The organism is Streptomyces sp. NBC_00414 (genome assembly GCF_036038375.1).
Taxonomy (GTDB): Bacteria; Actinomycetota; Actinomycetes; order Streptomycetales; family Streptomycetaceae; genus Streptomyces.
Window position 1 is genome coordinate 7,992,172 of the sequence record NZ_CP107935.1, and the last position, 23,390, is coordinate 8,015,561.

Below are 23,390 nucleotides of genomic sequence, written 5' to 3' on the forward strand. Positions count from 1 at the left end.
CTGGCGGATCTGATGATGATGACTTGATACCTATGGTCTGCATTGGCGACTTTGCCCCCTGAAGCGCCGGATGCCGGGCTTCAATGTCGCGCAGCTGTCGGGGGGCAGTCAAGCCCTGTGGCGGCTGTCGGCGGGGGTGGTGGGGCGGGTGGCTGGTCGGCCGCGGGGCCGCCGCGCAGGTCTCCGCGCCCCCAAGAGCCTGCGCCGTTCCCCGCGCCCCCGAAGACAAAAGATTGCGCCGTTCCCCGCGCCCCTGAAGGCAAAGGATTGCGCCGTTCCCCGCGCCCCTGAAGGCAAAAGACTGCGCCGTTCCCCGCGCCCCTTAAGAGCTGCCTGCAGCCTCGCCCCTCCCAGGGGCGCGGGGAGCGGCGCGACCAGCCCCCGCCGGCCCGCGGGGGTGGAAAGGCGGCAGCCCCCCGCCCCGGGGCGGGGGCGGAGGGCTGTCAGGGGTGGGTGGGGTTACGGGACTATCTTCAGGAGGCGGTTCGGGGAGCCGGTGCCGGGCGAGGTGACCTTGCCGGTGGTGGCGCCGTTCACCAGCGCCGTGGCGACCTGCGCAGGCGTGGCCGAGGTGTGGCCCGCCAGATAGACGGCCGCCGCACCGGCGACATGCGGCGTGGCCATCGACGTACCCGAGATCGTGTTCGTCGCGGTGTCGCTGGTGTACCAGCCCGCCGTGATCGACGAACCCGGGGCGAAGATGTCCAGCACCGAGCCGTAGTTCGAGTAGCTGGCCTTGGCGTCCGTGCTGGTGGTGGCGCCGACGGTGATCGCCGCGGCGACCCGGGCCGGCGAGTACGACGAGGCGTTGGCGCTGCTGTTGCCCGCCGCGACCGCGTAGGTCACCCCGCTCGCGATGGAGTTGGACACCGCGGCGTCCAGCGTGGAGGAGGCGCCGCCGCCGAGCGACAGGTTGGCGACCGAGGGGCCGCTGTGGTTCGCGGTCACCCAGTTGATGCCGGCGATGACGCCCGCGGTGGTGCCGGACCCGGCGTTGTCGAGCACGCGGACCGCCACGATCTTCGCCTTCTTGGCGATGCCGTAGGTCGAGCCCGCGATGGTCGTGGCGACGTGCGTGCCGTGACCGTTGCCGTCGGAGGCGACGGTGTCGCCGTCCACGGCGTCGTAGCCGTAGCTGGCCCGCCCGCTGATCTGCGAGTGCGTGATGCGCACGCCGGTGTCGATGACGTACGCCGTCACCCCGCCGCCCGCGGTGTCCGGGTAGGTGTACGTGCCGGAGAGCGGCAGCGACGCCTGGTCGGAGCGGTCCAGGCCCCAGGGGGCGTTGGACTGGGTGGTGTCGCTCGCGCGCACGGTCTGGTTCTGCTCGACCGTGGCCACCGACGGGTCGGCGGCGAGTCTGCGGGCCTCCGTCGCGGAGAGGTTCGCCGAGTAACCGTTCAGCGCGGCGCCGAACGTCTTCGCGACGGTGCCGCCGTACTCCTTGATGAGGCTCTTGCCCTCGGCCGACGAGGCCTTGAAGTCCACGCCCTTCTTGAGCGTGACGATGTAGCTGTCCTTGACGGCGGTGGGGGAGCCCGCCGCCAGGACCCGGCCCTCGGCCGGCGCGGCCTGGGCGGGGAGCGCGGTGACGGCGCCGAGCAGGGCGGCGGTCACGACGGAGGTCGCCGCGGCGATCCGGATCTTCTTGCTACGCAGCTGTGCCATTACGAGGGATTCCTCCTCATAGGCGGCGCACGCCTGGGATGGGGCGTGCGTCTGTGGGGGGTGCGCACGGGATGGCGCGCACAGCCGGGAGCGTCGCGTTCCGCTACCGGTTGAAACAGCAGCGTGATCGATCTACGGGCGTAGCTCAAGAGAGTTGAGGGTATGTCACATGTCTGTCATGAGCACGCAATCGAACGTGCCGTGAACAGGAGGAAGAGATCCCGTCCTGTCCAGGAAAGTCTTGGCATGGACACTTCCTGTCAACACGCGTAGCTGGTACCAAAGTTATGGCAGAGATCCTGCTAAAGGGAGGTTCCATGAGACGTTCCCGACTTACGGCATACGTGACCTCGCTCCTCCTCGCCGCCGCCTTCGCCCTCACCGGGGCAGCGACGGCCCAGGCGTCCCAACAAGCCGCCGCCACGGGCTATGTGGCCCTCGGCGACTCCTACTCCTCAGGTGTGGGCGCGGGCAGTTACATCGGCTCAAGCGGTGACTGCAAGCGCAGCACGAAGGCCTACCCCTACCTCTGGGCCGCCGCCCATTCACCCTCGTCGTTCAGTTTCACCGCCTGCTCGGGCGCTCGTACGGGTGATGTTCTGGCCAACCAGCTGGGCCCGCTCGGCTCCGGCACCGGCCTCGTCTCGATCTCCGTCGGCGGAAACGACGCCGGTTTCGCCGACGTCATGACGACCTGTGTCCTGCAGTCCGACAGCGCCTGCGTGGCCCGCGTCAACACGGCGAAGGCCTACGTCGACTCGACACTCCCCGGCAAGCTCGACTCGGTCTACTCGGCGATCAGCGCCAAGGCCCCGTCGGCCCACGTCGTCGTCCTGGGCTACCCCCGCTTCTACAAGCTGAGCGGCAGCTGCCTGGCCGGTCTCTCCGAGAGGGAACGGGCCGCCATCAACGGCGCCGCCGACTACCTGGACAGCGCCATCGCCAAGCGTGCCGCCGATCACGGCTTCACGTTCGGCGACGTACGCCCCACCTTCACCAACCACGAGATCTGCTCGGGCAACGCCTGGCTGCACAGCGTCAACTGGCTGAACATCGGCGAGTCCTACCACCCGACCGCCGCCGGCCAGTCGGGCGGCTACCTGCCCGTCCTCACCGCCTCGGCCTGATCAGCTCCGAGGCCTGACCGCTCCGTTCGGGGCCAGTGCCTGAGGGGAGCCGGAGTCGGAGGTCCCGCCCGTCGGGGCCTCCGTCTCGCAGCCGACCGAGAAGGGCACCTGGTTCGACTTCGTCTCCTGCGGGGCGCGGACCTCCACACCGACCTTGTTCTCGTACTTCCCGGACGCGTCGTACGTCGTCAGGACGACCGTGTTCTGCTTGGTCTTCCCGCCGCCCTGCGGGAACGAAAGGGTCTTCCAGCTCGGGTCCGACACCTCGCCGGTCTCCGTCACCCAGCGGTACTCCACATCGACCGGTACGACGCCCACGGTGAACGTCGCCGTGAAGGTCGGAGCCCCCTCCCGGGGCGGCGGGCAGACGCCGGTGTAGTCGGTGTGCGAGCCCGAGACCGTCACCGTCACGGACTGCGTGGGCGCGGGCGCCGACTGGCCCCCCGTGGTCGAGCCGCCGTCGGTGCCGCCCCCGTCGGTTCCGCCGCTGTCGTCACCGCCCGTCGAGCCGCCGCCGGTCGTCCCGCCGTTCGAACTGCCCGCCCCGCTCCCTCCGTCGCCTCCGTCGTCCCGGTTGATCAGCGCGTAACTCAGGCCCGCGATGGCCAGGGCGAGAGCGGCGAGGCCCGCGATCATGACGATCAGGGCGCGCCGCGGATGAGCCGGCTGCGCGGTCGTCGTCGTGGCGGTCGGAGTCTGCCGCGGGCCGGGGGCGGCGGGCGAGTACGCCGGCACCGGGGCCGGCTGCGTCGCGTCCGGCTGGGAGAACGCCGCGACCGTCGGCGAGTAGGGCGCGGTGCCCGTACGGGGAGTGCCGCCGGCCGAGACGAGCCGGAGATCCCGCTCCGCGTCCTCGGCCGACATGCGCTCCGCCGGGTCCTTGCGCAACAGCCCCTCGATGACCGGGGCGAGCGGGCCCGCCCGGAGCGGGGGCGGCAACTCCTCGTCGACGACCGCGCGCAAGGTGCTGAGCGGGGTGTTCTGCCGGAACGGCGAGTTGCCCTCGACGGCCGCGTACAGGAGCACGCCGAGCGACCACAGGTCGGACTCCGGCCCCGGCGTACGGCCGAGGGCCCGCTCCGGGGCGAGGAACTCGGGCGAGCCGATCACCTCGCCGGTCATGGTGAGCGCCGAACTGCCCTCGACCGTGGCGATACCGAAGTCGGTGAGCACGACACGGCCGTCGTTCGACAGCAGGACGTTGCCCGGCTTCACGTCCCGGTGCAGGACCCCCGCCTCGTGCGCGGCCCGCAGCGCGGCGAGCACTTCCGCGCCGATGTGGGCGGCCCGCTGCGGGGACTGCGGGCCCTCGGCGTCCAGCGCGTCGGACAGCGCGATCCCGCGGATCAGCTCCATCACGATCCACGGGCGGCCGTCCTCCATCGCCACGTCGTAGACCGTCACCACATTGCGGTTCGAGACCCGGGCCGCCGCCCACGCCTCCCGCTCCAGACGCGCGTACATCCGCTCGACGTCGGGGCCCGGCAGCCCGCCCGGGGCCCGTACCTCCTTGACCGCGACCTCGCGGTGCAGCACCTCGTCGCGGGCCCGCCACACCGTCCCCATCCCGCCCTCACCCAGCGGCGAGAGCAGTCGGTAGCGGCCCGCGATCACGCGTTCACTGCCCGGCTCTTCGGACACGGGCGTCCCCCATTCGCATCCGCACGATTCTGAACAAAAGTAGCTCAACCGAGTGCGGTTGCCGCCCCCTTGAACACCAAACCGGCCCCAAGGGCCACTACTACGAACGCGGATCCGAGCGGCGTCGCCCGGCGGACCAGCGCCGCGGTCTTCCCGCCCGACCAGCGGGCGCCGTTCTCGATCGCCTTCGCGACCCTGCTGCCGACCTTGACCACGGCGAACCCGGCCGCCGTGAGGGTGAGCGCGAGGCCCGCCCCGTACGCCAGCACGAGCAGCAACCCGAACCACGCCTTGCCGAGTGCCGCCGCGCCGACGAGCACGACCACGGCGGAGGGGCTGGGGACGAGACCTCCCGCGAAACCGAGGAGAAGCGTGTCCTTGAGCTTGAGAGCCGGGCCGTGCGAGTGGGGATGGGGGTGCGCATGCCCGTGCCCGTGTTCCTGCTCGTGGGCATCCCCGTGATCGTGTGTGTGGCCGTCCCCGTGGCCGTGCTCGTCGCCGTCCCCGTGGTCGTGCGTGTGCGCCGGACCGTGGCTGTGCGCATGGCCGTGGCCGTGACTGTGCGAATGCCCGTGGCCGTGCGAGTGGGAGTGGCCGTGCCCGTGTCCGCGCTGCTGCCAGGCCCGTCGTACGAGGGTCGCGCCGGCCACCGTGACGATGACGCCGCTCATCACGCCCAGCCAGGCGATCACCGAGGGCGCGGCCGCCGAACCGGCGGTGACGAGGATGCCCAGGGCGACCACACCGAGTGTGTGGGTGACGGTCACGGAGGCGGCGAGCGGCAGCACGTCACGCATCGTGGCGTCACCGCGGGCGGCGGCCGTGGCGGCCATGATGGTCTTGCCGTGCCCCGGGGCGAGGGCGTGCAGCGCGCCGAGGAGCACGGCGATGCCCAGGGCGAGCGCGGCGAAGCCCAGCGTCAGATCGTGGCGGGACACCAGGTCGTCCAGTGCGCGTGTGAAGCGGTCGGCGCCGCGCGGCAGCACGGACGAGGCGGGCGCGTCGGCCTTCTCCTCGACGAGCGCGGGACCGCCGGGCCGCACCCGCAGCGAGGCGGTCGCCGTGTCCGCCGGGGACGACAGCAACTCCTTGGGATACTTGGTCAGTTCACCCGACAAGGACTTCTCGGGTACGTCCGAGGAGGTGAGGGTCGTCCGGTCGCCGCGCGCCGTGACCTCGCGCCAGCCGGGCCCGTCGTCCACGGAGGCGCGGAAGCGCAGCGACAGCTTCCCGTCCGGCAGTGCGGCCGTCCAACGGCACTCCACACGAAGGGTCTTGAGGCCGGCCTGTCCGGGCCGTACCCGGGCCCGGCTCTCGCCCACGCTCAGGGCGACGGGTTTGCCGCCCACGGTCACCCGGCTCTTCCCGGCCGCCGTCTCGCACCGCTCCCGGGCCCAACTGCCCATGCCCGCCTTGTCGATGTCGGGCTGTGCCTGGGTCGCCGGGATCTCCGCGAGGTCCTCCACGTGCAGGATCCGCAGCTTTCCGGGAGCGACGACGAGACCGTCGTACCGGTTGACGGTGAAGTTCCCCAGCGGATGCGCCGAGGCCGTCCCGGAGGGGATCAGTACGAATGCGCAGGCGGCCATGAGCACGGCCACGACGGACCCGAACGCGCGACGGCGCACGGATACGCGACGGCTCACGGAGGCCCTCCGGGCGGGCCTGGAGCGGCGGCCGCGCAGGGTGAACGCGCTCACCGGGCACCGCCGAGGGCGGTCAGCGTCTTCTCGGCCGCCTTCGCGCCCACCGGCGAGAAGCCCGGGTTGAGCTCCAGCGCCGACGACAGGCTGCCGCGGGCCGCCTTCCCGTGGCCCGTGGCGCGTTCGATCACGCCGCGGTGGTAGAGGAACGTCGCGTCGCGGTAGCCGGTCGCCGTGGCGCGCCGGGCGTAGGCCAGGGCCTCGTCGTCGCGGTCGTTGACGTGCAGGGCCCAGGCGAGAGCGTCCGCGGTGTGGACGGTGTGCCGGCGCTCCCACTCGGCGCGGGCGGCGCGCAGGGCGGCCTTGCGGTCGCCGTGGTCCGCCGCCGCGAGGGCGGTGTCCAGGTCGGCGTTGACCCCGTTCGCGCGGGCCAGCGAGGTCCAGGCGTCGACCAGCGCGTACTGGTCGCGGGCCTTCGACCGGTCCCCCTCGCCGCCGCGTGCCTCGTACAGCTCGCCGAGCACGACCAGCGGGCCGGGCAGCGGGAAGCGCGCCACGACCTCCTCCATGCCGAGGATCGCGGCCGCCCGGTCACCGTTCGCGGCCTGCGCCCTGGCCCGTCCCTCCAGCGCCGGCAGGTAGGTCCCGTCGGCCCGCAGAGCCTGCTCGTAGTACTTCAGCGCCGCCTTGTGGTCGCCCTCGCGCCAGGAGAGCTGGCCCAGCGAAGCCGCCACGTACGCGACGTCCCCGGGCGCGGTTGCGCCGGTCAGCGCCTGTGTGAGGACGCGGCGTGCCGTGCGGACGTCACCGCGCAGCTCGTGCACGTAGGCGTACCGGGTGAAGACCGGGACGCCCGGGCGGCGGGAGTCGGCCTCGTCGGCGGCCTTCGACGCGTCCTTGTAGCGGCCGAGTTCGACCAGGGCGTCGATGCGGACCGCCAGCGCGCGCTCGTTGAAGGCGTTCTCGTCCAGTGCCTTCCGCGCGTACTTCAGCGCGTCGGGGAACTCGTGCCGGGCCGCGGCCAGCGCCGCCCGGCCCGCCAGCGCCGGATCGTTGTCGGGGCTCAGCTCCAGGGACCGCTCCAGCGCGCGCTGCGCCTGCGGATAACGGGACGGGTCGCCGTTGGTGCGGGCCTGCTCGACGTAGGCGATGCCCAGCGTGGCCCACCCGCCGGAGTCCTTGGGCTGCGCCTTGAGATGGGACTGCAGTGCGGAGATGCCCGAAGCGAGACTGCCGCCCGCAAGCAGTTCGGGATCGAGGCCGGGGGCGGACGACACCGTCCTCGTGTCGCCGCCGTCCCTGTTGCCCAGCAGTACGGCCCCCGCGGTCATCGCGACGGCGAGAGCGACGGCGCAGGCCGCGAGCTGCAGCACCCGGAACCGCCCGGACCCCCGGCGTTCCCCGGGAACGGGCTGATCGGGACCGGCTGTCTCGGCCGTATCAGCCGTATCAGCTGTCCCGGCCGTCTCTGCCGTCTCAGCTGTACCGGCCGGGGCGACCGTCTCAATCGGGGAGGCCGGGTCGGCGGCCTCGGCAGCCTCGGCAGCCTCGTCGACGAGGTCCCTCTCCTGCGCGTCGTCGTTGCTACGCGGGGACATTGCGCTCTCCTCAATCGCCATGCTGGAAAAGGTGGTGCACGTAGTGGGTGCGATGGGTGGCGCGGCCCGTGCGCCGTGGGGGACGGTTACGCACGGACCGCGCCAGTCAGGGGGTGCCGGTCAGCCGCGGATCAGTACGCCCGGCGGCGGCTGCGCCACCAGAGCAGACCCGTGCCGACGAGCAGGAACCCGGCCGCGCCCGACGCCGCCGAGACGGCGATCAGCGTGGTGTCGTCCATACCGCCCGTGCCGGACGCGCCGGCGGGCTGCAGCGCGTCACCGAGCTGGTTGCGGACGTCGTTGGTGCCGGTCGTGCCCTTGGCCAGCGGTCCGCGCGAACCCGAGGTCGGCTGAGCGACGTACGGGAACGTCTTCTCGAACTTCTTGTCGTTCTTGTCGACCGCGTCACCCAGGTCGTTCTTGGAGCCGACCAGTTCGCCCTCGACGACCTGCAGCGCGATGTCCAGCACGTCGTCACCGAGGCGGCGGCCGTTCGGGAAGCCCGCGTTGTCGCCGTCCAGCACACCGAGACGCTTCTCCTCGGCGGCGGGCTTGGTCGAGGTGTTGAGTCGCAGCATCTCCGAAGGACGCACGTGCGGCGGCTGGTTGAGGCCCTCCACACCCTTCAGGAACACGTCGACCAGGTCGTTGCGGGGCTCGTCGGGCGCCTCGATCTTGTAGATCGCCTCGATGAGCTTCGGCAGCTCGGGGTTGGTGACGTTCTTCAGGAAGTCACCGTCGTTCCAGGGCGCGGACGCGTTGAACTTGTCCTTGTCCTTGATCGGGTTGACGACCTCGTTCACCAGCGGCATGCCCAGGCGCGAGACCTGGCGGAAGTGGCCGCTCGCGTTCTTGCGCTGCGTCGTCGACCAGATGCCCACGATCGGCTGGTCGGCCGACTCCTGGATCACGTCGTTCGGCAGCTGGAGGGCGACGGAGTTGACGTTGTAGCCCTTGAGGGTGTCGTTGCCGACCTCGGACAGGTTCCCGCCGTACAGCAGGTCGAAGACCCGCAGATCCAGGAAGAACGGGTCGTCGGCCTGGCCGGCGAACGTCGTCGCCCCGCCCGGGAGTTCGTGCACGGCCTGGTCGCGGAGCTTGGCGTAGTCCGGCATGGACGCCTTGCCGACGTTCGACGGCGCGACGGCCACGTCGTCGGCGTACTTCGTCTTCTTGACCAGGTGCTGGTCCTTGAGCTGCAGCAGATCTATGTCGTAGGTCTGCGTGATGTTGAGGTCCGGGTCGTCGAGGCTCTCGACCGGGCCGGTGTTGTACAGGAACGTCTTGTCGTTCTTGACATGCGTCTCGAACGTGTAGCGGAAGACCAGCTCGCCCTGCGCGTCACCGTTGTTGTCGATGTGCAGGTCGTACTGGGCGTCCTCCGCGAACGGGAAGAAGTTGGGCCCGCCGGCCGGCTCCTCGAACGGGATCCAGTTGGCGATGATGGTCGTCGTATCCGGTTTGTCGGGGCTCGCGAACGCGTACACGTCCGTGTTGTCGTACTGCGGCTGCCCCGAGATGAGCGGAGCCTCCCGGTGGCTGGAGGCGCCGGCCGCTCCCGGTTCGAGCGCGGTCACGCCGACGGCCGCGAGCCCGCCGGTGGCCAGCGCACCGCAGACAAGGGTCGCAAGGCTCCTGCGTCCCACGAACCCGCTGGTGAAAGGTGTCATGCCGTCCGTCCTCTGTCCCAAAGCTGTGTTCCGGCGGTGATCGGTGGGAACGACCTGTCGAGTGGTCCGCTCCCGCGCTCGTACCGCGTCGGTGGGTGATGCCTGATGCACGCCATTCGGAGCCGGGGGGAATAAGGATTGGTTCGAAATTCACCCGCGTTTTCGAGCGGTTGATCCGTAACCCCATCCGACGGCGTTCCTGCGCCGAATACGTGAGGACTGGACGAGCCGTTCAGACCGGAGAAGGGGGAAACGGGTGGAGGCGGACGAACTCCTGGTGCTCGTGGCCGGAGGGGACCAGAAGGCCTTCGAGGATCTCTACGCCCTGGTGTCCGGGCCGGTCTTCGGGCTGGTGCGCCGGGTGGTGCGGGACCCGGCACAGTCCGAGGAGGTGGCACAGGAGGTGCTCCTCGAACTGTGGCGCTCCGCCGCGCGCTACGACCCCGGCCGCGGCAGCGCACTCGCCTGGGTCCTGACCCTCGCGCACCGCAGGGCGGTCGACCGGGTCCGCAGCGCCCGCGCCACCACGGAGCGCGAACTGCGCATGGCCCGGCGGGCGAACGGTCCCGCCTTCGACCATGTCGCCGAGGAGGTCGAGGCCGGCCTCGAACGGGAGTGGGTACGCCGCTGCCTGGACCGGCTCACCGCACTGCAACGACAGTCCGTCACCCTCGCCTACTACGACGGCTACACATACCGTGAAGTGGCCGAACGGCTCTCCCTGCCGCTCGGCACGGTCAAGACACGCATGCGCGACGGACTCACACGGCTGCGCGACTGCCTGGGAGGTGTCGCATGAGCACCATCTTCCGGCGCGGCGATCTGCACTCGCTGGCCGCCCCGTACGCCCTCGACGCCCTGGAACCCCATGAGCACAAAAGATTCGAGAAGCACCTGAAACGCTGCGACGACTGCGCCGCCGAGGTGCGCGCCCTTCGCGAGGACGCCGTCCGCCTCGCCTGGTCCACGGCCGCCCCGGCCCCCGCCGCGATGCGCGACCGGGTCCTCATGGCCGTACGGACGACCCCTCAGGAGCCGGCCCCCGCACAGTCGCAGGCCCGCACGCGACCGGAACGCGCGCCGTCGCGTGCCCGCCGCTCGCCCTTCTCGCCGTTCCTCGTCCCGCTCGCCTCCACCACGGCCGCCGCCGCCCTCGTCGTTGCCGCGCTCTTCGGCATGCAGGCGTCCCGCACCCAGGACCAGCTGAGCGCGGAGCGGGCACAGGCACGTGAGATCGCCCACGTTCTCGCGGCGCCTGACGCGCGGTCGGGCACCGGACGGGACGCGAACGGTCAGGGCATCGGCGTCGTCGCGTCCGCCTCGCGGCACGCCGCCGTCGTCACCTCGGCGGGTCTCGGCACACCTTCGAACGACAGGGTCCACCAGCTGTGGCTCATGCGACCTGAGGGGAAACCGCGTTCCCTGGGGCTGCTGGACGGCGACACGCCCTTGATGGCCACCGGACTGAACACCGACGCGACCTCACTCGCTGTCACCGTCGAGCCGTCCGGCGGCTCTCCGCAGCCAACCACCGCACCGGTTGTCCAACTCGCCCTGAAATCACTCGGATTCGGAGAGTAATCGTCAACCCCCTTACCGGGTAGGTGAATCCCGTGCCCGGGATACACGAGTGTGATGAGGGAGCGATAGGGTTAGCCTGCCCGGGCCGGGTGCCCTCGTATGGGTGGGGAGTGACATGGAACAGATAACAGTGCGTGGCAGGGCGCGAGTCCCTGCGATCACGTGTGGGAGCAGCGCGACCAGTTCGCGCCTCGACCGCCATCTTTCGGTGATGGGTGGCCCTGCCATCCCTCAGCGCGAGGCGGCCGAGGCGACGTCCCTGATGCGCGAGCTCACCTCACGTGACACCGCGCACGACCGCACCGACAGGAGCGCGCGAGTGAGGCGGGTCTCGCTCTTCGCGCCGCTGCGTCGGCTGCGCCGTTCCCTGTTCGGCGGCCGCTGACCGGCGACCCCGGTCGCTGACAGGCGGCCGAATCCGAGCAGGACCAGCAGGAACCCGACCCGCGCTCAGGCGGACACACCGTCCCGGCGCAGTGCTGCGATCTCATCGTCCGTCATCCCCACGGCACGCAGCACCGCCTCGGTGTGTTCCCCGAGCGCGGGTACGGGCCCCATTTTCACCGCCTCACCCCCCGGCAGCGTGATCGGCGGCAACAGCGCTCTCAGAGGTCCCACCGGCGATCCCACGTCCCGCCACCGGTCCCTGGCCGCCAGCTGAGGGTGTTCGGCCACTTCCGTGACGTCCCTCAGCAGCGCGCAGGCGATCCCGGCCGCCTCCAGACGCGCCACCGCCTCCTCCGCGGTGAGCGCCGCGAGCGCCGTGGCGACCAACTCGTCCGTACGGTCCCGGTGTTCGACCCGCGCCGCGTTCGTCCCGTACGCCGGATCATGAGCCAGCTCCGGCCGTCCCAGGACCTGTTCGGCGAGCCGGCGCCACTCACGGTCGTTCTGCACCGACAACAGCACCCGCCCGCCGTCACCCGTCCGATAGCCGTCGTACGGGGCGATGACGGCGTGCGCGAGACCCGTGCGCGCCGGGGGAGTTCCGCCGTGCATCACATGGTGCAGCGGATGCCCCATCCACTCGGCCAGCGCGTCGAGCATCGCCACCTCCACCGGCCCGCCGCGCCCCGTCGTGCCGCGCCGCACCAGCGCCGCGAGCACCCCCGAGAACGCGTACATCGCCGCCGCGATGTCGGCCGCCGGGATGCCCGCCTTGACCGGCTGCCCGGCCGTCCCCGTCACGGACACCAGACCCGCCTCGCACTGCACGAGCATGTCGTACGCGCGCTTGTCGGCGTACGGACCGGTGGCCCCGTACCCCGAGATGTCCACGGCGACCAGCCGCGGGTGCGCCGCGCACAGCGTGGCCGCGTCGAGGCCGAGGCGCGCGGCGGCGCCCTGCGCGAGGTTCTGTACGAAGACGTCGGCGCCGGCCACCAGACGGCGCACCACGTCGAGCCCGCGCGGGTCCTTCAGATCGAGGGCGACGGACTCCTTGCCGCGGTTGCACCACACGAAGTGCGAGGCGAGCCCGCCGGCCGCGGTGTCGTAGCCGCGCGCGAAGTCGCCGCCGTCGAGGCGCTCGACCTTGATGACCCGCGCCCCGAGATCGGCGAGCTGCCGGGTGGCGAAGGGCGCGGCGACGGCCTGCTCGACGGCGACGACGGTGATGCCCTCCAGGGGCAGGGGCAGGGGCAGGGGCGAGGGCAGGGATTGCGGCTCCATGCGGGGGATCATGACCCGCGGGCAGCGGCTTTGTCATGCACGGGCGTCATGCACGGGGTGGACCGTGCGGGGCTCAGCGTCCGCCGTTCGCGTACCGGCGGACGGCGAGCGGCATGAACACCGCGATGAGGACCGCGCACCAGGCCAGTGACCCCGCGACGGGGTGCGTCACCGGCCAGGCGCCGTCGGCCGGCACCGGCGCGTTGCCGAACAGGTCCCGCAGCGCCGTGGTCACCGCGCTGATCGGGTTCCACTCGGCGAGCGTGCGCAGCCAGCCCGGCAGGTTGTCGGTCGGGATGTACGCGTTCGACAGCAGCGGCAGGACGAACGTCGCACCGCCGAGCTGCCCGGCCGCCTCCTCGCTGCGTGAGGCGAGCCCCAGCAGGATCCCGACCCAGGTGGTCGCGAACCGGAAGAGCAGCAACAGCCCCACGGCGGCCACCGCTTCGAGGGCGGACCCCTCGATCCGCCAGCCCACCGCGAGCCCCACGAGCAGGAACGGCACCGTGCCCGCAGCGGTGACGACGAGGTCGGCGGCGGCCTGCCCGAGTGGTACGGCGGCCCTGCTCACCGGCAGCGTACGGAAGCGGTCCGTGACACCGCGGTGCGAGTCCTGGGCCGCCTGGAACATGCCCGTCATGATGCCGTTGGCCGCCGTCGCGACCAGCAGCCCCGGCACCAGGAAGGCCCGGTACTCCTCGCCGGGCATCGCCAGCGCGCTGCCGAAGACGTAGCCGAAGAACAGCAGCATCGTGACCGGCATGGTCTGGGTGAGGATCAGCAGCCCCGGGTTGTGCCGGATCCGCCGCAGCTGGCGGCCCAGCATCGCAGTTCCGTCGTACGCCAATGCCGACGCGCCCGTGCTCATGTCACCAGCTCCTTGTGGGCCTTGTGGGCTTTGTCGGCCTTGTTGTCCGCCTGGCCGTCGGTCAGGCGGAGGAAGACGTCGTCGAGGGTCGGCGGGCGCAGGCTCACGTCGAGCAACGGCACCCCGGCGGCGTCGAGTTCGCGTACGAGCCGGGGGAGGGTGAGCGTCGGGTCGGTGGTGACCGCGCCGACAGCGTGCCGCTCCCCGTCGAAGGCCGGCGCGGAGCCGGTCAGCCGGTCCAGTACGGCCGCCGCACCCGCCATCGCGTCCGCGTGGGCGACGACCGCTTCCGCGTACGAGCCGATGAGCGCCTTGAGTTCGGCGGGCGTCCCCGAGTGCGCGGCCCGGCCCCGGTCCACGAGCACGATGTCGTCGGCGAGCTGGTCCGCCTCCTCCAGGTACTGGGTGGTGAGCAGGACCGTCGTGCCCTCGGACCGCAGGGCGCGCACGGCCGCCCAGATCTGGTTGCGGCTGTGCGGGTCGAGGCCCGTCGTCGGCTCGTCGAGGAACAGCACCGCGGGCCGGGTGATCAGACCGGCGGCCAGATCGAGACGGCGTCGCATACCGCCCGAGTACGTGGACACCGTCCGGTCCGCCGCGTCGGTGAGCTCGAAGCGGTCGAGCAGTTCGTCGGCCCGGGCGGCGGCCTTGGGGAGGCGGCGCAGCCTCGCGAACAGCCGCAGGTTCTCCCGGCCCGTGAGGTCGCCGTCCACCGAGGCGTTCTGCCCGGTGACCGCGATCGCGCGGCGCACGGCGTCCGGCTCCCGTACGAGATCGTGCCCCGCGATCCGGGCGGACCCGGCGTCGGGGCGCAGCAGGGTGGTGAGCAGCCGTACCGCCGTGGTCTTGCCCGCGCCGTTGGGGCCCAGCAGCCCGCAGACGGTCCCCTCGGCCACCGCGAGATCCAGCCCCCGAAGGGCATGGACGGGTCCGAAGCGCTTCTCCAGACCTTCACTAAGTACGCCGTACGTAGTAGTCATGGCTCGACCATAGCGCACTACGTACGCTGTACGTAACTAGGATGGTGGGAACAGGATCCACCGACGGCAGGGCTGGTGACATCGATGGCAGGACGTGCCGACGTACCCGAAGTGATCTGGGCCCGACCCGAGCGCACGGGGCGCGGGCCACGGCCCGCGTTCACGCGGGCCGACATCGCGGCCGCGGCCGTGCGGATCGCGGACGCGCAGGGGCTGGACGCCGTGTCGATGCGACATGTGGCGGTCGAGCTGGGCTGCGGGACGATGTCGCTCTACAACTACGTGCCGCGCAAGGAGGACCTGAACGAGCTGATGGTCGACGCGGTCAGCGCCGAGCACGAGCTGTGGGAGCCGACGGGGGACTGGCGGGCCGACATGCTCCGGGTCGCCTACCAGACCCGTGAGCTGATGCACCGGCATCCCTGGCTGCCGGCCCTGATGTCACCGGTCTACGGCTTCAGCCCGCACGCCCTGCGGTATCTGGAGCACTGCCTGGCGTGCCTGGACTCCTTCGACGGCACGTACGGAACGAAGTTCGAGCTGGTCGCGATGGTCAACGGCGTGGTGACGACGTACGTCGGCAACGAACTGGCGACGGCCGAGCGGGCGCGGACCCTGCCGTGGTCCGAGGAACGGGAGAACGCGGTGCGGGGCGCGTATCTGGGGAGCCAGGTGGCGAGCGGGGCGTATCCGCGGATGGCGGCGGCGTTCATGGAGGACTCGGGGCCGATCGATCTGGGGGCGGTGTTCCGGCGGGCGCTTGAACGGGTGCTCGACGGGTTCGACCCGTCTCGTGAGGTCTCTGGCTGAGGGCTTCGCGGGAGGGTGTGGGGGTGAGGGCTGCCGGGCGACTGCGGGTGCGTCGTGGCTGGTCGCGCCGTTCCCCGCGCCCCTGAAGACAAAAGACCCGCGCCCCTGAAGACAAAAGACTGCGCCGTTCCCCGCGCCCCTGAAGACAAAAGACTGCGCCGTTCCCCGCGCCCCTAAAGACAAAAGACTGCGCCGTTCCCCGCGCCCCCACAGGGCTCAGAGCAGGGTGAACTGGCCCTCTGGGCCCTCTTCCGGGTGGGTCAGGACTGAGGCCGGGCGGTGGGTGGAGGCGGGGGGCGGGAGTATGCCTGCCTTGGTCAGGTCCGCTGCGGTGATGGGGGACTTGGCCGTCAACTCCGCCTGCTGTGCACGCAGTTCGGACAGCAGGGTCATGATCGTCACCAGTTCCAGCAGGTCCGATGTCCAGGGCTGGGGCCACGTCGTGGGGCGGATCGCTTCCAGCGTGCCGGGCTCGGGGCGGGTGATCCGGGTGCCGAACCACTGGTCCAGGACGCGGACGCCGCCGACCTCGAAGTCCCAGGCCTCGGGCGGTACGGGAGAGATGCGGCCCTCGTCGATGTGGAGGGTCTCCTCCTCGCGGTCGTAGCGCAGTTCGAGCGGGAAGGGCGGGAGCGGGGCCCGTACGTAGGGGCGGCGACCGCCGGGGAGCTTGGGGCGCTCGCCGTCGCGGCGCATCAGCCACAGCATGCGGTGGCCCAACTCGCTCCCGCGCGACCACAGTTCGGGGTCGGCTGTCAGTGGGACGGTGACCCCGCCCGGCCCCGGGCGGGCGACCGCGACCGTCCAGGCGAGGACGTCGAGCGCGGCGGGGGAGTGGCCGAGACGCTCGGCCAGGAGGTCCAACAGGCCCGGAGCCAGGTTCGGTTCGAGGCCGCCGGGACGCCGGTACAAGGGGCGCACACGGCCGGGGCGGGCGACGGGGGCGGCCTTCGTACGAGAAGCGCTCGACTGCGGCGGGACCACCGGCGGCACCGACGCGACCAGCAGTGCCGGCCCGCCGGGCGCGGGCGTCTGCTCGACCGCGAACACCTGCTGTCCGTCCGCCACCCGCCACAGTTCCGGGCGCGCCGCGTCGATCAGCCGGTGGTCGGGGATCAGCCACTGCTCGTCGAACGGGCCGGTCTGGATCCGGACCGGTTCCGCACAGGGGCCCGACGCGCGCGCCAGCCGGCCCGTACCGGAGGACTGGCCGGGCAGCTGCCCCACCGCCGAGTGCAGGGTCCGCGCGCGGGTGGGCCCGAACAGGGCCTCACGGTCGGGCCCCTCGGCCTTCATGAGGGCGTCCCACCGCGCTTTCAGGGACGCCGCGTCGGGCGCCGCCGGCCACGCCCGGCCCAGCCGGGGAGGTGCGACGGACCACGGCATGAGGTCCGCGAGCAGCGGAGCGTCGTCGGGCGTCACGCCCGGCATCGTACGACGTGGGCCGTGAGCCGCGTCCGGGCCCCGCACGGTCAGTGGGCGTCGAGGGTGACCGTGAACGAGAAACGGTCGCCCCGGTAGTGGATACGGACCACGTCCAGCGCCCGGCCGTCCGCGCCGTGCACGATGCCCGTGTAGTGCAGGATCGGGCTCAGCAGCGGCACCTGGAGCAGCCGGGCGGTCTCCGGGTCCGCGAGCCGCGCCTCGACGGTGTCGGTGATCTGGCCGATCCTCGCCCCCGCCACGTCCCGCAGGACCTTGGTCATGGGCCAGCGGACCAGATCCTCCGGGTCGAACAGGGCCGCCAGCTCCGGCCGGACGTAGTTGCGCGCGTGGTTGGTCGGTTCACCGGTCTTCTCGTCGCTGCGCAGCCGGTGGTACGTCGTCACCTCCGCCAGATCCGGGAAGTACTCGGAGAGTTCGCCGGACACGGGCTCGCTCCCGTGGTCGAGCAGCTCCGTCGTCATGCCCGACTGCTGGGCCACGATGGCGTCCACCGAGCCGAGGAGGCGCACCGGCGCACCCCGGAGGGCGCTCGGCTCGATGAACGTGCCGCGTCTGCGGTGCCGGGTGATGAGCCCCTCGTCCTCCAGCTCCTTGAGCGCCTGCCGCATGGTCAGCACGCTCACCCCGTAGTGCTCCGCGAGCTGTTCCTCGGTGGGCAGGCGCAGTGGATCCTGCGCGGACCGCCCGAGTATCGAGGCGCGCAGGGACTGCGACACCTGATACCAGAGCGGCAGCTTGCGATTCAGGACGATCGAGTCCGGCGCGAAGGAGGTCACGAGGGTATCCGTACCGGTCGCGGGCGTTCGGTGCAACGGGCGGTCATGGGCGGTCCCGGGTGGTCGGGGGTGGCCGAGGGGCGCGGGAGCCGGGGGCCGTCACGGCCGGTCGACCGGCCGGAAGTGACGCTCAAGGCCCTGCCACACGTCGTCGTACGCCGTCTGCAGGTGCTCCGCCCGGGCGGCCTGCGCGGTGGCGGTGACCGGCCAGCGGGTCTCGAACATGAAGGCCAGACCGTCGTCGATCTTCTGCGGTCGCAGCTCGGCGGCGCTCGCCCGCTCGAACGTCTCCCGGTCGGGGCCGTGCGCGGACATCATGTTGTGCAGTGAACCGCCGCCCGGCACGAAGCCCTCCGCCTTCGCGTCGTAGGCGCCCTCGATGAGCCCCATGTACTCGCTCATCACGTTCCGGTGGAAGTAGGGCGGCCGGAAGGTGTCCTCTCCCACCAGCCAGCGCGGAGCGAAGACCACGAAGTCGACCCCGGCCAGGCCCGGGGTGTCGGACGGCGACGTCAGCACGGTGAAGATCGACGGGTCGGGATGGTCGTAGCTGATGGTGCCGATCACATTGAAGAGGCTCAGATCGTAGGTGTACGGCACATGGTTGCCGTGCCAGGCGACGACATCCAGCGGCGAGTGGTCGTACGTCGCCGTCCAGAGGTTGCCGCAGAACTTGTTGACCACCTCCACCGGTCCCGCCGCGTCCCCGCCGTCCTCGTACGCGGCGACCGGTGCGCGGAAGTCCCGGGCGTTGGCCAGGCCGTTGGCGCCGATCGGGCCGAGGTCGGGGAGCTGGAAGGGCGCCCCGTAGTTCTCGCACACGTATCCGCGGGCGGTCGGGCCGGTCGGGCCGGTCGGCCTGGTCGGACCGGTGGGACCGGCCGGGTTCCGCCCGTCGTCGGACGCGGCGCCCAGCAACTCCACACGGAAGCGCACCCCACGGGGGATCAGCGCCACATGTCCCGGCTCCACATGCAGCAGCCCGAACTCGGTGCGCAGCAGCAGCCCGCCGTGCTCCGGCACGATCAGCAGCTCGCCGTCGGAGTCGCTGAACACCCGCTCCATCGAGGAGTTGGCGTGATACAGGTGCACGGCCATGCCGGTGCGCTGCGTGGCGTCGCCGTTGCCGCCGAGGGTCCACAGGCCCGCCAGGAAGTCGGTACCCGGTGCGGGCTCCGGCAGGGGGTTCCAGCGCAGCCGGTTCGGGTCCGGCACCGTCTCGGTGAAGGGGGCCGAGCGCAGGGCGCCGTTGTCGGTGCGGGTGAACGCGGGATGCGCCGCCGACGGGCGGATCCGGTAGAGCCACGAGCGGCGGTTGTGCGCCCTCGGCTCGGTGAACGCCGAACCGCTCAGCTGTTCCGCGTACAGCCCGAGCGGGACCCGCTGCGGCGAGTTGCGGCCGTGCGGGAGTGCGCCCGGGACCGCCTCCGAACTGTGTTCGTTGCCGAACCCGGAGAGATACGTCAGCGCCTCGGCGGTCTTCCGCGATGCCTCTGCGCCGGTGCGCGCGTCCCCGCTCATGATCGCTCCCTCGTTCTGATTCCTATGCATCACCGTAGGATTCGGCGAATCGGTGCGCAAGGGGGAGGCTGCCGGGGCCGGCGGCGGGCGGTGCGATCGCGCCAGGACCGCCGTGGTGCCCCGAAGTGGTACCCCAGAACCAGACTCAAGGGGGATCCGGCTGTCGGAGCGGTGTTCTAATCTCCCGGCATGTCGTGGACGCGCGCATTCCTCACCGCGCTCGCGGTCTGTGCCCTGTTCGGTGCTCTGCTCGTCGGAGCGACGGGCTGTGGGTCCGACGGCGCGCGCGAGGACGACAAGGTGAGACCGTCGCCGGTGGGCAAGGTATTGAAGGACAGGGACGAGGAGGGGCGGCACTACCGTGAGATCGACGAGGAGAGCGCACCCGAGGTCGCGATCGAGATACAGCCCGCCGCCGACGACGCCGACGCGGGTGCCGACGAGGGTGCTGATACCGATGGCGACGACGGCTGGGACGTCCGGCTGACGGTCCACGACTTCCGCTTCTCGCCGGCCGGCACCGAGAAGAAGGCCGAACCGGGGCGCGGTTACGCGATGCTCCGGCTGGACGGCCGCCCCCTGTCCGTCCTGCGCGGCCCGGACCACCATCTCGCGGGCGACATCGTCTCGCGCGGCACCCATCAGGTGACCGTGCGGCTGCACGCGGACGACGACACGGTGTGGGCCGTCGACGGGGAGCCGGTCGCCAGCACGGCCGACATCACGGTGTCGGACCCGGGGCCCCCGCACGGGAAGCGGACCACGCCGGCCCCACCACCCACGACCACGGCGCCGAACGCCCTCGCCCCGCCGCCGACGACGCCCACCGCCCTGCCGCGCCCGCCGATGACGACGACCGCCGCCCTGCCGTCCCCGCCGGCCGACCTGCGGCTCCTGCCCGCCTCGCCGACCACCCTGCTGTTGCAGACGGTCCCGGCAGGCGGCCCGCCGCTCCCGCCCGTCCCGGCCGGCGGTCCGCCACCCTTGCCCGCCCCGCCGACCACTCTGCTGTTGCAGACGGTCCCGGCAGGCGGCCCGCCGTTCCCGACCGCCCAGGCGGACGGCCCGTCGCCCGCGGCCTCCGTGAGCGATGGATGAGTGGTACGGGCACCGACTTCGTACCCAAGGGCAAGGTTCACCGGAACCCGGCGGAAAGGCATCATGAAGCCCGTGCCCCATGCGACCTCGCTGCGCCGTGCGCCCGTACAGCGCCGTAGCGCCGAACGACTCACCCGTATCCTCGACGCCTGCGCCGACCTCCTGGACGAGGTCGGCTACGACGCCCTGAGCACCCGCGCGGTCGCTCTGCGCGCCGGGGTGCCCATCGGATCCGTCTACCGGTTCTTCGGCAACAAGCGGGCCATGGTCGACGCGCTCGCCCAGCGCAACCTCGACATCTACACCGACCGCGTCACCCACCGCCTCCAGGGGACCGGCAGCGGGGCGGGCTGGCGGGTGGCCATGGACGCGGTTCTCGACGAGTACCTCGCCATGAAGCGCACCGCGCCCGGCTTCTCCCTCGTCGACTTCGGCAACCAGATACCCGTCGGCACCCGCGACGCCGAGCCCAACACCCGCGTCGCCGACCGCCTGACCGACATGCTCTCCGCCTACCTCGACCGCACCCCCGACGAGGACCTCCGGCGTACCTTCCTCATCGCCGTAGAGGCCGCCGACACCCTCGTCCAGCTGGCTTTCCGCCTCGACCCGTCGGGCGACGAGCGGGTCATAGAGGAGACACGAGAGCTGCTCCGGGCGTATCTGTCCCGCTCACTCGACTGATCCGCCGAACTGCCGAACTGCCGATCCGCCGAAGTGCCGATCCGCTGATGAGCCGTCCGCCGGCCGGTGCGACGCACGGCCGGCGCACCGATTCCGGGGTGTGCGCGGACAACCGGAGCCCGGGGTCCTGGGCCCGGACGCGCGCAGTTCCCCACGGGCCGGCCGGCGAGCGAATTTCCGACCCGACCCCCCGCACCCCCTCCCCACCGTCCATACCGGTCGGTATGCTCGGCCCGGTCAGAGCGCCACCGTTGCCGCCGTCCCTTCGGGAGGACCCGTGTCCACCACCGCCGACTCCCGCACAGCCCTGCGCATCTGCCCGCTCTGCGAGGCCACCTGCGGGCTGACGCTCACCATCGAGGGGACCCGGGTGACCAGCGCGCGCGGGGACCGCGACGATGTGTTCAGCCAGGGGTTCATCTGCCCGAAGGGGGCGTCGTTCGGAGCCGCCGACGGCGACCCGGACCGCCTGCGCACCCCCCTCGTGCGCAAGGACGGCGAGTTGCGCGAGGCCACCTGGGAGGAGGCCTTCGACGCGGTCGCCGCCGGACTGCGCCCGGTCGTCGAGCGCCACGGCCCGCACTCCGTCGGAGCCGTCCTCGGCAACCCGAACGTGCACACCATGGCCGGCGCCCTCTACCCGACGGTCCTGCTCGCCGGACTCGGCACGCACAGCCTCTTCACCGCGTCCACCGTCGACCAGATGCCCAAGCACGTCTCCAGCGGCCTCCTCTACGGCGACGCCAACGCGATCCCCGTACCCGACCTCGACCACACCGACCACCTGCTGCTGATCGGCGCCAACCCCCTGGAGTCCAACGGCAGTCTGTGCACCGCACCCGACTTCCCCGGCAAGCTCAAGGCCCTCAAGGCGCGCGGCGGCACACTGACGGTCATCGACCCCCGCCGCACCCGCACCGCCAAACTCGCCGACCGGCACGTCGCCGTCCGCCCCGGCACCGACGCACTGCTCCTCGCGGCCATGGCGTACGTCCTCTTCGACGAGCACCTCACCGACCTCGGCGAACTGGGCGAACTGGTCCAGGGAGTCGATGAACTCCGCGACGCCGTAAGGGACTTCACGCCCGAGGCCGCTGCCGGGGCGTGCGACATCGACGCCGGGACCATCCGGGCCCTCGCCCGTGAACTGGCCGCCGCGCCCACCGCCGCCGTATACGGCCGCATCGGCAGCTGCACCGTGCCGCACGGCACCCTGGCCAGCTGGCTGGTCGACGTCCTCAACATCCTCACCGGCAACCTCGACCGGCCCGGCGGCGCCCTCTTCCCGCAGGCCGCCACCGACCGCACGCCCCGCCCCGCCGGGCCCGGCCACGGCTTCGCGCTCGGCCGCTGGCACAGCCGCGTGAGCCGTCACCCCGAGGCCAAGGGCGAACTGCCGCTCGCCGCGCTCGCCGAGGAGATCGACACCGCGACCGCCGAGGGCGAGCCGGTCCGCGCCCTCGTCGTCATCGCCGCCAACCCCGTCCTGTCCGCCCCGGACGGCGACCGCCTCGACAAGGCCCTCGACTCGCTCGACTTCATGGTCAGCGTCGACCCGTACCTGAACGAGACCTCGCGCCACGCCCACGTCGTACTGCCGCCGCCCCCGCCCTCGCAGAGCCCGCACCACGACTTCGCCTTCAACACCCTCGCCGTACGCAACCAGGTCCGGTACACCCGCGCCGCCGTCCCCCTGGAACCCGGCAGGATGGCCGAGACGGAGATCCTCGCCCGGCTCGTCCTCGCCGCGACCGGCATGCACGGCGCCGACCCCTCCGCCGTCGACGCCCTGGTCGTCGACCAGACCCTCGGCAAGGCCGTCAAGGAAAAGCACTCCCCGGTGCACGGCCGCGACCCCCGCGAGCTCGCCGCCGCCCTCACCGGCGACACCGGCCCCGAGCGCCGCCTCGACATGATGCTGCGCCTGGGCCCGTACGGCGACGGATTCGGCGCCCGCCCCGACGGCCTGAATCTGAAGAAGCTGCTGGCCGCGCCCCACGGCATCGACCTCGGACCGCTGCAGTCGCGGCTGCCCGGCCCCCTCAAGACCCGCAGCGGACTCGTCGAACTCTTCCCCCGGCCGCTCGCCGACGATCTCCCGCGCCTCAGGGACGCCCTCCGGCAGCGCCCCGACGGCCTCGTCCTGGTCGGCCGCCGCCATCTGCGGTCCAACAACAGCTGGATGCACAACATCCCCGCCCTCACCGGCGGCACCAACCGCTGCACCCTGCACATCCACCCCGACGACGCCGAACGCCTCGGCGTCACCGACGGGGCACCGGTGCGCGTGAAGGGCGCCGGGGGAGAGGTCGTCGCCCCGGCCGAGGTCACCGACTCCGTACGACGCGGGGTCGTGAGCCTGCCGCACGGCTGGGGGCACGACCGGCCGGGAACCCGGCTGCGGCACGCCACCACGCACCCCGGCGTCAACGTCAACCAGCTCCTGGACGGCAGCCTGCTCGACCCGCTGTCCGGCACGGCCGTCCTCAACGGCGTACCCGTCGACATCGCGCCTGCAGGCCCCGAGCTGTGACTGCCACACACGCTGTGACCAGGAGTTTTGCGCTTATTGCTCTCGTGTCAACATCTTGTTAAGACTTGTGGGCCC

The 23,390-nt window shown here is 71.8% G+C and carries 19 protein-coding genes; 8 read left to right on the forward strand and 11 right to left on the reverse strand.

Annotated features, from left to right (window positions below):
* Positions 1 to 459 precede the first annotated feature (459 nt).
* Positions 460 to 1,668, reverse strand: coding sequence for a S8 family peptidase (locus OHS59_RS34770; protein WP_328497312.1), 1,209 nt, complete (start codon positions 1,666 to 1,668; stop codon positions 460 to 462).
* A gap of 317 nt (positions 1,669 to 1,985) precedes the next feature.
* On the opposite strand from OHS59_RS34770, the gene OHS59_RS34775 reads away from it, so the two are divergent.
* Positions 1,986 to 2,795 carry an SGNH/GDSL hydrolase family protein gene (locus OHS59_RS34775; protein WP_328497313.1) on the forward strand — a complete coding sequence of 270 codons (810 nt, stop codon included), beginning with the start codon at positions 1,986 to 1,988 and terminating at the stop codon, positions 2,793 to 2,795.
* On the opposite strand, the gene OHS59_RS34780 is transcribed toward OHS59_RS34775, so the two are convergent.
* The 4 genes from OHS59_RS34780 to OHS59_RS34795 form a co-directional block, all read right to left on the reverse strand.
* Positions 2,796 to 4,436, reverse strand: a complete 1,641-nt coding sequence (locus OHS59_RS34780) for a serine/threonine-protein kinase (protein WP_328497314.1) — start codon at positions 4,434 to 4,436, stop codon at positions 2,796 to 2,798.
* Between the two features lie 44 nt (positions 4,437 to 4,480).
* On the reverse strand, positions 4,481 to 6,025 hold the full coding sequence (locus OHS59_RS34785; protein WP_328499470.1) for a HoxN/HupN/NixA family nickel/cobalt transporter: 1,545 nt from the start codon (positions 6,023 to 6,025) through the stop codon (positions 4,481 to 4,483).
* A gap of 107 nt (positions 6,026 to 6,132) precedes the next feature.
* Positions 6,133 to 7,677, reverse strand: coding sequence for a tetratricopeptide repeat protein (locus OHS59_RS34790; protein WP_328497315.1), 1,545 nt, complete (start codon positions 7,675 to 7,677; stop codon positions 6,133 to 6,135).
* 131 nt (positions 7,678 to 7,808) lie between these two features.
* Entirely contained in the window at positions 7,809 to 9,347 is a 1,539-nt protein-coding gene (locus tag OHS59_RS34795) for a DUF4331 domain-containing protein (protein ID WP_328497316.1), read from the reverse strand.
* A 208-nt stretch (positions 9,348 to 9,555) separates the two neighbouring features.
* On the opposite strand from OHS59_RS34795, the gene OHS59_RS34800 reads away from it, so the two are divergent.
* From OHS59_RS34800 to OHS59_RS34810, 3 genes are all read left to right on the forward strand, one after another.
* Positions 9,556 to 10,146, forward strand: coding sequence for a sigma-70 family RNA polymerase sigma factor (locus OHS59_RS34800; RefSeq protein ID WP_328499471.1), 591 nt, complete (start codon positions 9,556 to 9,558; stop codon positions 10,144 to 10,146).
* Positions 10,143 to 10,928, forward strand: coding sequence for an anti-sigma factor (locus OHS59_RS34805; RefSeq protein ID WP_328497317.1), 786 nt, complete (start codon positions 10,143 to 10,145; stop codon positions 10,926 to 10,928). The genes OHS59_RS34800 and OHS59_RS34805 overlap by 4 nt, the downstream gene beginning before the upstream one ends.
* A 115-nt stretch (positions 10,929 to 11,043) precedes the next feature.
* On the forward strand, positions 11,044 to 11,313 hold the full coding sequence (locus tag OHS59_RS34810; protein ID WP_328497318.1) for a hypothetical protein: 270 nt from the start codon (positions 11,044 to 11,046) through the stop codon (positions 11,311 to 11,313).
* A gap of 65 nt (positions 11,314 to 11,378) precedes the next feature.
* Here OHS59_RS34810 and OHS59_RS34815 read toward each other — a convergent pair whose 3' ends face one another.
* From OHS59_RS34815 to OHS59_RS34825, 3 genes are all read right to left on the reverse strand, one after another.
* On the reverse strand, positions 11,379 to 12,611 hold the full coding sequence (locus OHS59_RS34815) for a CaiB/BaiF CoA transferase family protein (protein ID WP_443061549.1): 1,233 nt from the start codon (positions 12,609 to 12,611) through the stop codon (positions 11,379 to 11,381).
* A 61-nt stretch (positions 12,612 to 12,672) separates the two neighbouring features.
* On the reverse strand, positions 12,673 to 13,467 hold the full coding sequence (locus OHS59_RS34820; RefSeq protein WP_328497320.1) for an ABC transporter permease: 795 nt from the start codon (positions 13,465 to 13,467) through the stop codon (positions 12,673 to 12,675).
* On the reverse strand, positions 13,464 to 14,447 hold the full coding sequence (locus OHS59_RS34825; protein WP_328497321.1) for an ATP-binding cassette domain-containing protein: 984 nt from the start codon (positions 14,445 to 14,447) through the stop codon (positions 13,464 to 13,466). Before OHS59_RS34825 ends, OHS59_RS34820 begins: the two co-directional genes overlap by 4 nt.
* An 84-nt stretch (positions 14,448 to 14,531) precedes the next feature.
* Here OHS59_RS34825 and OHS59_RS34830 point away from each other — a divergent pair, with 84 nt between their 5' ends.
* Positions 14,532 to 15,257 (forward strand): TetR/AcrR family transcriptional regulator, encoded by a 726-nt coding sequence (locus OHS59_RS34830; RefSeq protein ID WP_328497322.1) that lies wholly within the window; start codon positions 14,532 to 14,534, stop codon positions 15,255 to 15,257.
* A 216-nt stretch (positions 15,258 to 15,473) separates the two neighbouring features.
* Here OHS59_RS34830 and OHS59_RS34835 read toward each other — a convergent pair whose 3' ends face one another.
* The 3 genes from OHS59_RS34835 to OHS59_RS34845 form a co-directional block, all read right to left on the reverse strand.
* A complete protein-coding gene (locus OHS59_RS34835; protein ID WP_328497323.1) occupies positions 15,474 to 16,688 on the reverse strand; it encodes a type ISP restriction/modification enzyme in 1,215 nt (404 codons plus the stop codon).
* A gap of 41 nt (positions 16,689 to 16,729) precedes the next feature.
* On the reverse strand, positions 16,730 to 17,479 hold the full coding sequence (locus tag OHS59_RS34840; protein ID WP_328497324.1) for a GntR family transcriptional regulator: 750 nt from the start codon (positions 17,477 to 17,479) through the stop codon (positions 16,730 to 16,732).
* Between the two features lie 99 nt (positions 17,480 to 17,578).
* A complete protein-coding gene (locus tag OHS59_RS34845) occupies positions 17,579 to 19,000 on the reverse strand; it encodes a homogentisate 1,2-dioxygenase (RefSeq protein ID WP_328497325.1) in 1,422 nt (473 codons plus the stop codon).
* 189 nt (positions 19,001 to 19,189) lie between these two features.
* Between OHS59_RS34845 and OHS59_RS34850 the strand changes: the two genes are divergently transcribed.
* From OHS59_RS34850 to OHS59_RS34860, 3 genes are all read left to right on the forward strand, one after another.
* Positions 19,190 to 20,098, forward strand: a complete 909-nt coding sequence (locus OHS59_RS34850) for a hypothetical protein (RefSeq protein ID WP_328497326.1) — start codon at positions 19,190 to 19,192, stop codon at positions 20,096 to 20,098.
* A gap of 63 nt (positions 20,099 to 20,161) precedes the next feature.
* Positions 20,162 to 20,782, forward strand: coding sequence for a TetR/AcrR family transcriptional regulator (locus OHS59_RS34855; RefSeq protein WP_328497327.1), 621 nt, complete (start codon positions 20,162 to 20,164; stop codon positions 20,780 to 20,782).
* Positions 20,783 to 21,059: 277 nt separating this feature from the next.
* Positions 21,060 to 23,315 (forward strand): molybdopterin oxidoreductase family protein, encoded by a 2,256-nt coding sequence (locus OHS59_RS34860; RefSeq protein WP_328497328.1) that lies wholly within the window; start codon positions 21,060 to 21,062, stop codon positions 23,313 to 23,315.
* Positions 23,316 to 23,390 lie beyond the last annotated feature (75 nt).

Excerpts from the sequence above, each read along its gene's own strand:
- OHS59_RS34830 (WP_328497322.1), top strand. The coding sequence starts at position 14,532 with ATGGCAGGACGTGCCGACGTACCCGAAGTGATCTGGGCCCGACCCGAG.
- OHS59_RS34810 (WP_328497318.1), top strand. The coding sequence starts at position 11,044 with ATGGAACAGATAACAGTGCGTGGCAGGGCGCGAGTCCCTGCGATCACG.
- OHS59_RS34820 (WP_328497320.1), bottom strand. The coding sequence starts at position 13,467 with ATGAGCACGGGCGCGTCGGCATTGGCGTACGACGGAACTGCGATGCTG.
- OHS59_RS34795 (WP_328497316.1), bottom strand. The coding sequence starts at position 9,347 with ATGACACCTTTCACCAGCGGGTTCGTGGGACGCAGGAGCCTTGCGACC.
- OHS59_RS34845 (WP_328497325.1), bottom strand. The coding sequence starts at position 19,000 with ATGAGCGGGGACGCGCGCACCGGCGCAGAGGCATCGCGGAAGACCGCC.
- OHS59_RS34805 (WP_328497317.1), top strand. The coding sequence starts at position 10,143 with ATGAGCACCATCTTCCGGCGCGGCGATCTGCACTCGCTGGCCGCCCCG.
- OHS59_RS34770 (WP_328497312.1), bottom strand. The coding sequence starts at position 1,668 with ATGGCACAGCTGCGTAGCAAGAAGATCCGGATCGCCGCGGCGACCTCC.
- OHS59_RS34790 (WP_328497315.1), bottom strand. The coding sequence starts at position 7,677 with ATGTCCCCGCGTAGCAACGACGACGCGCAGGAGAGGGACCTCGTCGAC.
- OHS59_RS34850 (WP_328497326.1), top strand. The coding sequence starts at position 19,190 with ATGTCGTGGACGCGCGCATTCCTCACCGCGCTCGCGGTCTGTGCCCTG.
- OHS59_RS34815 (WP_443061549.1), bottom strand. The coding sequence starts at position 12,611 with ATGATCCCCCGCATGGAGCCGCAATCCCTGCCCTCGCCCCTGCCCCTG.
- OHS59_RS34785 (WP_328499470.1), bottom strand. The coding sequence starts at position 6,025 with ATGGCCGCCTGCGCATTCGTACTGATCCCCTCCGGGACGGCCTCGGCG.
- OHS59_RS34775 (WP_328497313.1), top strand. The coding sequence starts at position 1,986 with ATGAGACGTTCCCGACTTACGGCATACGTGACCTCGCTCCTCCTCGCC.
- OHS59_RS34825 (WP_328497321.1), bottom strand. The coding sequence starts at position 14,447 with ATGACTACTACGTACGGCGTACTTAGTGAAGGTCTGGAGAAGCGCTTC.
- OHS59_RS34855 (WP_328497327.1), top strand. The coding sequence starts at position 20,162 with ATGAAGCCCGTGCCCCATGCGACCTCGCTGCGCCGTGCGCCCGTACAG.
- OHS59_RS34835 (WP_328497323.1), bottom strand. The coding sequence starts at position 16,688 with ATGCCGGGCGTGACGCCCGACGACGCTCCGCTGCTCGCGGACCTCATG.